At 76.5% G+C, this 8,332-nt stretch carries 5 protein-coding genes and 1 pseudogene; 1 reads left to right on the forward strand and 5 read right to left on the reverse strand.

The window, feature by feature from the left end; genetic code table 11:
* Positions 1-1,546: pseudogene (locus A2U95_RS04265) on the forward strand (MinD/ParA family ATP-binding protein); the annotation flags it as partial.
* Positions 1,547-1,763: 217 nt separating this feature from the next.
* On the opposite strand, the gene A2U95_RS04270 reads toward A2U95_RS04265, so the two are convergent.
* The 5 genes from A2U95_RS04270 to A2U95_RS04290 all read right to left on the reverse strand — a co-directional run bounded on the left by A2U95_RS04270 (position 1,764) and on the right by A2U95_RS04290 (position 8,228).
* Positions 1,764-2,711: a bifunctional riboflavin kinase/FAD synthetase gene (locus A2U95_RS04270; RefSeq protein ID WP_166020887.1), complete on the reverse strand. Its 948-nt coding sequence runs from the start codon at positions 2,709-2,711 to the stop codon at positions 1,764-1,766.
* A 164-nt stretch (positions 2,712-2,875) separates the two neighbouring features.
* On the reverse strand, positions 2,876-6,277 hold the full coding sequence (locus A2U95_RS04275; protein WP_166020888.1) for a serine protease: 3,402 nt from the start codon (positions 6,275-6,277) through the stop codon (positions 2,876-2,878).
* Positions 6,278-6,519: 242 nt separating this feature from the next.
* Entirely contained in the window at positions 6,520-7,425 is a 906-nt protein-coding gene (gene truB / locus A2U95_RS04280) for a tRNA pseudouridine(55) synthase TruB (RefSeq protein ID WP_166020889.1), read from the reverse strand.
* Positions 7,422-7,883 carry a 30S ribosome-binding factor RbfA gene (gene rbfA / locus A2U95_RS04285; protein ID WP_166020890.1) on the reverse strand — a complete coding sequence of 154 codons (462 nt, stop codon included), beginning with the start codon at positions 7,881-7,883 and terminating at the stop codon, positions 7,422-7,424. The genes truB and rbfA overlap by 4 nt, the downstream gene beginning before the upstream one ends.
* Positions 7,884-7,934: 51 nt before the next feature.
* Positions 7,935-8,228: a DUF503 domain-containing protein gene (locus A2U95_RS04290; protein ID WP_166020891.1), complete on the reverse strand. Its 294-nt coding sequence runs from the start codon at positions 8,226-8,228 to the stop codon at positions 7,935-7,937.
* Between the last annotated feature and the right edge of the window lie 104 nt (positions 8,229-8,332).

An 8,332-nucleotide genomic window follows, 5' to 3' on the forward strand; every position in this document is an offset into this window, starting at 1 on the left:
GCAGGCACAGCCCGCCCAGCCCGCACAGGGTTTCGGCGCCCCGCTCCCGCCGCAGCAGCAGCAGCAGCAGCAGCAGCAGGGTTACGGCTTCCCGCAGCAACCGCAGCACCAGCCCGGGCAGCAGCCCCCGCAGGGCTACGGCTTCCCGGCCGCGCCGCCCGCGCCCCCGCAGCACCCTTACCCCCAGCAGCCCCAGCAGCCGCAGCCGCAGGCCCAGGGGTACGGCTTCCCCCAGCCCCAGCCCCAGCCCCAGCCGCAGCAGCCCGGGCAGCCGCCTCAGGGCGCTCCCGACGCCGCGGCCCAGCAGGGCGGTTACGGCTTCCCGCAGGAGGGCGCGGCGGCTCAGCCGCCCGCCGCGCCGGTGGATCCCCGCACCCCCGCCGCCGCGTGGCCGCAGGCGGTGCAGCACGACCAGCGGCAACCGGTCAATCCTGGTGCCGCGCCGCTGGGTTACCAGGCCGCCGTGGAACTGTCGTCCGACCGGCTGCTCAACAACAGGAGGCAGCGGGCCAGGAGCACGCGTCCCGCGGCGGCGGCCTCGCGCTTCCGGATCGGCGGCAAGAAGGAGGAGGCCGAGCGGCAGCGCAAGCTCGACCTCATCCGCACGCCGGTGCTCTCCTGCTACCGGATCGCGGTGATCAGTCTCAAGGGCGGCGTCGGCAAGACGACCACCACCACGGCGCTGGGCTCCACCCTGGCCACCGAACGGCAGGACAAGATCCTCGCGATCGACGCCAACCCGGACGCCGGCACGCTCGGCCGCCGGGTCCGCCGTGAGACCGGGGCGACCATCCGCGACCTGGTGCAGGCGATCCCGTACCTCAACTCCTACATGGACATCCGCCGGTTCACCTCGCAGGCGCCCTCCGGCCTGGAGATCATCGCCAACGACGTGGACCCGGCCGTCTCCACCACCTTCAACGACGAGGACTACCGGCGGGCCATCGACGTCCTGGGCCGCCAGTACCCGATCATCCTCACCGACTCCGGCACGGGTCTGCTCTACAGCGCCATGCGCGGGGTGCTGGACCTGGCCGACCAGCTGATCATCATCTCCACGCCGTCGGTGGACGGTGCGAGCAGCGCCAGCACCACGCTCGACTGGCTCTCCGCGCACGGTTACGCGGACCTGGTGCAGCGCTCCCTGACGGTGATCTCCGGCGTCCGCGAGACCGGCAAGATGATCAAGGTGGAGGACATCGTCAGCCACTTCGAGACCCGCTGCCGGGCCGTCGTGGTGGTGCCCTTCGACGAGCACCTGGCGGCGGGCGCGGAGGTCGACCTCGACATGATGCGGCCGAAGGTGCGGGAGGCGTACTTCAACCTGGCGGCGCTGGTGGCCGAGGACTTCGTGCGGCACCAGCAGGCACAGGGGCTGTGGACGTCGGACGGGAACCCGCCGCCGGTCGCCGCGCCGCCGATGCCGGGGCAGGCGGCCCCGGGCCAGTACGGGTACCCGGCCCCGCCGGCCGGACCGTACGGCCAGGTCCCGCAGCAGCCGCAGCAGCCGTACGGACAGGTACCGCCCCAGCAGCCGCCGCACCCCGGTTACCCCCAGCAGCCGCCCGGGCCGCCGGCGCGGTGAGCCGCGGGGCCGGGCACCGCGCGGGGGCGCGTCACGCCGGGACGTGAGCCCGCGCCCCCACGGGCTGCTCAGCCGCCCGTGGGACCGGCCCGCACACGCGTCAGGGCCGGCCGGGGACCCCGGCCGGCCCTGACGCGTGCGGGCCGGGCAGCGTGCCGCGGGGCCCGCACTCCGGCCGTCAGGCCGCCGCGGCGATGAGTTCGCGGCAGCGCTGGACGTCGCGGGCCATCGCGTCGAGGAGGTCGTCGAGGGTGGCGAACTTGGCCTGCCCGCGGACGAAGGCGAGGAAGTCCACGGACGCGTGCATGCCGTAGAGGTCGAGTCCCTCGCGGTCGATCGCGTACGCCTCGACCGTGCGCTCCGTGCCGTCGAACTGCGGGTTGGTGCCGACGGAGACGGCGGCCGGCATGGTCTCTCCCGCGACGTTCAGCCAGCCCGCGTAGACCCCGTCCGCGGGGATCGCGCTGAACGGCAGGGTGTCGATGTTCGCCGTGGGGTAGCCGAGTTCGCGGCCCCGCTGGGCGCCGCGGACCACCACGCCCTCGACGCGGTGCGGGCGGCCCAGGATCTCCCGGGCGCCCTCGACGTCGCCGGCCGCGACCAGACGCCGGGTCAGGGTGGAGGAGAAGGGCTGCCCGCCGCCCGCCTCCCCGCTGACGTGCAGGTCGATCACGTCGACCTCGAAGTCGTAGGTCCGTCCCTGTTCGGCGAGGAACGCCACGTCACCGGCGGCCCTGTGGCCGAACCGGAAGTTGGGGCCCTCGACGACCGCGCGGGCGTGCAGCTTGTCGACCAGGACCTTCACCACGAACTCGGCGGGCGAGAGCTTGGAGAACTCCTCGGTGAACGGCAGCACCAGCACCGCGTCGACGCCCAGCTCGGCGGCCAGCTCGGCGCGCCGGGCGTGCGGGGCGAGCACCGGCGGGTGGCTGCCGGGGCGGACGACCTCGCTGGGGTGCGGGTCGAAGGTGACCAGCACGGAGGGGACGCCGAGGGCCCGCGCGCGCTCCACGGCGTGCCGGACGATCAGCTGATGTCCGCGGTGCACTCCGTCGTAGGAGCCGATGGTGACGACGCTGCGCCCCCAGTCCTGGGGGATGTCCTCCAAGCCACGCCAGCGCTGCACTGTGACCGCTCCTCGTCGAACCCGTGTCCGTGTGTGCCTGTGATGCAGCTCCAAGAGTGCCATGCCGTCGTCGGCGCACCGGCATCGGCATGGGTGATCGGCACGGGCACCTGATCACCGGCGGAGCGCGGGACGCCCTGGGCGGACTCCCCGGGGGCCTGCCCTCAGCCCGCCGGAGCGCCCGCCGCCGCGCCCGCCCCGGCGCCTTCCACGGTGCCCTCCGCCGGACGCGGGCCCTGCGTCCGGGCGGCGACGGCCGGCACGACCGCGGCCGTCACCGGTTCGTCCTCGCCGGCCAGCAGCCGGGCCAGCAGCTCCTGCCGCAGCGGCCGGGAGGCGGGGGCGCCGGGCCGGGCCAGCACCGCGGCCAGCGCTGCCCGGACCGGCGGCGGGCCGTCCGCGATCAGTCCGGTGACCAGCGGCAGCAGCACCGCGCGCACCGCGGGCCCGTGGTCGAGGCGCCGGTCCACGTACCCCGCGACCGCCGCGGCGACGGACGTCGCTCCGCGCGCCGGGCCGCAGCCCCGCACGGCCTCCCGGATCAGGGCGGCGATCCGCCGGGCCAGGGCGGGCGCGGTGACCTCGGCGAGGGCGTCCAGCGCCTCGCCCCCGCCGGGCTGCCGCAGCCGGTCCCGGAAGGCGTCGAGCACCGGCTCGGGGTGGGTGGCCAGCGCGGGCACCAGCGCCTCGGCGGGCAGCTGCGGGTCCCCGGCCACGAAGCGGCGCAGGGCGTCGGGGAGGTGGCGGCCCCGGGTGCGGGGGTCGCGGACCAGCACGGCGAGCGCGCCGCCGTGCAGCGCCGCGTCCTCGGGGCGGGCGAGCAGCGCCAGGGCGGCGTACCGCAGCAGGTCGCGGTCGGCGTCGGAGCGGACGTGGCGGGCGGCGAGGCGGCCGTGGGTGACGGCGGCGACGCGGCGGGCGGTGCGCGGGTCGTGGGCCCAGCGGTCGACGGCGCGGCAGAGCGCGGAGGGCTCCTCCTCGGCGAGCACGGCGAGCAGTTCGGCGGCCTTGGGGTGGGCGCAGTCGGCCAGCGCCTCGGTGAGGTCGTCCAGGCCGCGGTGGCGGTGGGCGTAGAGCAGGGCCTGGGCGGCGGCGGCCACCGTGGCGTGCGGGGCGGCGGGCAGCGGGCGGGCGTCGTCGAACCAGTGGGTGAGCTGCCGCTGGGCGGGCGCGGGGTCCTCGGCGAGCAGCCGGGCCGCCGCGTCCAGCCAGCGGCTGCCGGTGCCGGCGGGGGCGGTGACCACCAGCCGGTGCAGCAGCCCGAAGCGTTCCCCGGTGTCCAGCGGCACCGACGTCCAGAAGTCGGGGCCGAACTCCTCCGGGGCGGGCCGCCCCTCCCTCTGGCGCGCGGCGATCCGGTCGGCCAGGCGCCGCAGCAGCGCCGTGTACGGGGAGGCGTCGGGCAGGCCGAGCAGCGTGCCGGCCAGCAGCCGGGCGGCCCACCAGGTGTCGGTGGAGGTCTCCGTGGCGGCGGCCAGCGCGCCGAGCCTGCGGGACAGTTCGGCGGGGCCGCGGTCGCGGCCGAGGTGGAGGAGGGCCTGCACCACGGGCCCGATCCGGTGCCGGGGCACCGGCAGCGGGTGCCCGGTGGCCTCGCCCGCCCCGCGGCGCAGCACCAGCGCGCGCAGCGCCTCGTCGACGTCGAGGTGGAGGCCCTGGAGCCAGTCGGCGAACTCCTCGTCGGCGAACCGGTACCCGGCGCCGGCCGGGACCAGCAGTCCCTCGGTGAGCACGGCCCGGGCCCAGCCGGTGCCGCCTCCGAGGCGGGCGGGGGCGGGGCCCCAGGGGAAGACGGCCTCGAAGGCCTCCCGGTCGAGTCCGCCCTGGCCGGGGCCGAGGCTGCGGCGGGCCGCCTCGTGGACCTGCCCGGCCACCTTGGCGGCGAGGCGGCGGATGGCGGCTCCGCGCTGTCCTCCGGCGGCGGCGAGCCGGACGGCGACGCGCAGGCAGGCCAGGTCGAGGTGGGCGGAGAAGACCTCGTGCCGGGTGAGGCGGCGGTCCTCGGCGTCGGGCAGGGCGGTGCGCACCCCGGCGAGCAGCCGCAGGGTGAGCGGGTGGCGGGCGTCGACGCCGCCGAGCACGCCCTCGGGGACGCGGAACCGCTCGCGGGCGAGGCGGCCCTCCTCGGCGGTGAGGTCGCCCAGGCGGACGCAGGGCGGGAGGGTGCCGGTGCGGGCGGCGTCGCCGGCCGGGCCGTGCAGCAGTTCGGGCGGGAACTCGGCGCCGGCCCGCTCCCAGTACTCGGAGCGGCATCCGACGGCCATCCGGGCGCCGTGGGCGCGGAGCCAGTCGGCGGTGCCCTCGGTCCAGGCGGGCATCCGGTGGGCGAGGAGGGGCGGCATCTCCTCCGGCCCGTCCAGCACGATCAGCAGCGGCCGCCCGGCCTCGCGGGCGATCCGGGCCAGCCGTTCCGGTGACAGGTCCCCGAGCCCCGCCGCGAGGAGCTCCGCCTCGCCGCGTCCCGTCCCGCCGCGTCCCGCCTCGCCGGGGCGCGGCTCGCCGGGGTCGCCGGTGCGGGAGTGCGGGAATCTCGCGGCGGCGGCGATGCGCCCGGCGCGGTCCAGGGCGCGGCGGGCGGCGTCGGCCACCGACGTGTCGCCGTCCCGGAGGTCGGCGCCGCGCAGCCACAGGGTGGGAGCGGCGGCGCCGGTGGCGCGGTGGCGGCGGGCGGCCAGCTCGGCCAGGGCCGTGGTCCGGCCGCTGCCGGGCGCTCCGACGAGCCCCAGCACGACCGCCCCGCCCCGCTCGAAGGCGGCGAACTCCCGCTCGACGTCCGTCCGCGGCACGGGCTCGACCGGTCCGCGGGCCGGTCCGTCGGAGGCCGCCGAGGTGGCGGTGAGCTCGACGACGGCGGCCAGGTTGAGGTCGGGGCCGTAGGCGGGGACGGTGGCGGCGTTGCGGGCCAGCAGCTCGGCGAGGGGTCCGGTGGCCGCCCGCAGCGGCAGCGCGTACCCGGCGGCGCGGTGCCCGCCGAGCGGGTCCGGGCCGGCGCCGGTGTCCGGGGCGGCCCCGGCCGGGCAGGTCCTCAGGCCGGTGCCGACGACGCCGAGCACGGCGCCGGTGACCGGATCCAGCACCGGTCCTCCGGCCGCCCCACCGCCGGGACGCAGCGCCTCCCGGCCCGCCGTGCCGATGGCGAGCTCCAGGACGCCGCGCAGGACGTGGGTCCGGTGGGCCGCGTCGGTGACGCCCAGCACCCGCGCCTCGCGCAGTCCGGCGGCGACGATCCGCACGTAGGCGCCGGGGCCGACGGCGGCCCGCGGGGACACCGGCAGCGGGGCGGCGCCCAGCCCCTCGGCGCGCACCAGGGCGAGGCCGAGGACGGGCAGGGGGGTGATCGCGCCGTCGGCGGTGGCGAGGGTGCGGTCGCCCGCCCGGACCAGGAGCCGGGCCAGGCCGTCCACCACCTCGTGGGCGGTGATCAGCGTGCCGTGGTGGTCGGCGGCGAATCCGGTGCCGCGCGGGCGTCCGGCGGGGTCGCAGAGGGTGACCAGTGCCGCTTCGGGGGCGGCGCGCACGCCGTCCGGCCGCCGGACGTCCTCCGTCCCCTCGTGCGCTCCCGCCATGCCCCGTCCTCCCGCTGCCGTGCCGGTCCGCTCCGACGGTAGGCCGAAGATGATCAGCGGGGCGGGTGGGCGGGAAAACGCGCCCCCTTCCACTCCCTCCGTTCACTCCGAGCGCCCGTCCGGACGGGTGAATACGGCGGTGCGGATGGAAAGAGGTTCTCCCGGGGGAACCGAGGGGGGAACCCGTGGAGCGGCGGAGCGCCCGGTGGCGCCGCCGCTCCACGGTCCCGCCCGGCGGGGGCTCAGCCGAACACGGCCAGGCTCTTGGCCTTGCCCTTCAGCGACTCGGCGAGGGCCAGGAAGACGCCCTGGGGCCCGAAGACCGCGACCGGGCCGCGGCCGGCGTACTCCTCGGGCATCTCCAGCCGTACGCCGTTCAGCAGCAGCCGGGCACGCCGGTCGTCGACGTCCCAGCGCGGGAAGGCGGCGGTGGCGGCCTCCGCCACCGGCATCACGGTCAGCTCCTGCTGGAGCTGGTCCAGGGTGCGCGCCGTGTCGATCCGGTAGGGACCGACCCGGGTGCGCCGCAGCGCGGTCAGGTGACCGCCCACGCCGAGCCCGGCGCCGAGGTCGCGGGCGAGCGCCCGGATGTAGGTGCCGGAGGAGCAGACCACGGAGACGACCAGGTCGGTCACCGGGGTGCCGTCCTCGGCGACCGCCTCGCGGACGTCGTGGACCAGGAACGAGGAGACCGTCACCGGGCGGGCCGGGATGTCGAACTCCTCGCCCTCCCGGGCGCGCTTGTAGGACCGCACGCCGTTGATCTTGATGGCGCTGACCTTGGACGGCACCTGCATGATGCGGCCGGTCAGTTCGGCGACGCCCGCGTCGATCGCCTCGCGGGTGACCTTCGAGGCGTCGGCCGACGCGGTGATCTCGCCCTCGGCGTCGTCGGTGACCGTGGTCTGGCCGAGCCGGACGGTGCCGAGGTACTCCTTCTCGGTGAGCGCCAGGTGTCCGAGAAGCTTGGTGGCCCGCTCGACGCCGAGGACCAGCACGCCGGTCGCCATCGGGTCGAGGGTGCCGGCGTGGCCGACGCGCCGGGTCTTCGCGATCCCGCGCATCTTGGCGACCACGTCGTGCGAGGTGAAGCCCGACGGCTTGTCGACGATGACAAGGCCGTCGGGCGTGGTGGTGTGCTGCGTCATGCGGTGGTGTCGTCCGTCCCGGCCTCGTCGTCGTCCTCACCCGGCCTGCGGTACGGGTCCGCCTCGCCGGCGTACGCGGCTCCGGCGGACGCCTCGCGCACCTTGGCGTCGGACTGCCGGGCCTTGTCGAGGAGGTCCTCGATGGTCCGGGCGGTGTCCGGCAGGGCGTCGGCGACGAAGGTGAGGGTGGGGGTGAACTTCACCCCGGCGGCCCGGCCGACCTCGGAGCGCAGGATGCCCTTGGCGCTCTCCAGCCCGGCCGCGGCGGCCTTGCGCTCCTCGTCGTCGCCGTACACCGTGTAGAAGACGGTCGCCTCCCGAAGGTCCCCGGTCACCCGGGTGTCCGTGATGGTGACGTGCGAGCCGAGCCGCGGGTCCTTGATCCCACGCTGCAGCTTCTGGGCCACCACCTCTCGGATGAGGTCCGCCAGCCTCTTCGCCCGCGCGTTGTCGGCCACTGGTCCGTCTCCCGTTCCCTTTGTTCCTCGTGTTACAGCGTTCTGTGCAGATCAGTCGTCGTCGCCGTGGAACCGCCGCCGCACGGACAGCAGTTCCACCTCCGGACGGCCGGCGACCATCCGCTCGCAGCGGTCCAGTATGTCGGCCACGTGCGTCGCGTCCCCGGAGACCACCGCCAGGCCGATGCCGGCCCTGCGGTAGAGGTCCAGATGGTCCACCTCGGCGGCGCTGACCGCGAACTTGCGTTGCAGGTCGGCGACGATCGGGCGGACGACGGAGCGCTTCTCCTTCAGCGAGCGTATGTCGCCGAGGAGGATGTCGAAGGACAGCGTCCCTACGTACATGGTGTTTCCGGATGACCCGCCGGTCCGGGATCGGTGGCTCCTTGAACCGTACCCCGGTTCGCGTCCCCTCCGACGACCATTTACGGCGCCCCGGGCGGCCCCGC

The organism is Streptomyces chilikensis, assembly GCF_001642695.1.
GTDB classification, from domain to species: Bacteria; Actinomycetota; Actinomycetes; order Streptomycetales; family Streptomycetaceae; genus Streptomyces; species Streptomyces chilikensis.

Bases quoted from the DNA above. Each gene is read 5' to 3' on its own strand.
- A2U95_RS04290 (WP_166020891.1), bottom strand. From the start codon at position 8,228: ATGTACGTAGGGACGCTGTCCTTCGACATCCTCCTCGGCGACATACGC.
- truB (WP_166020889.1), bottom strand. From the start codon at position 7,425: ATGACGCAGCACACCACCACGCCCGACGGCCTTGTCATCGTCGACAAG.
- A2U95_RS04275 (WP_166020888.1), bottom strand. From the start codon at position 6,277: ATGGCGGGAGCGCACGAGGGGACGGAGGACGTCCGGCGGCCGGACGGC.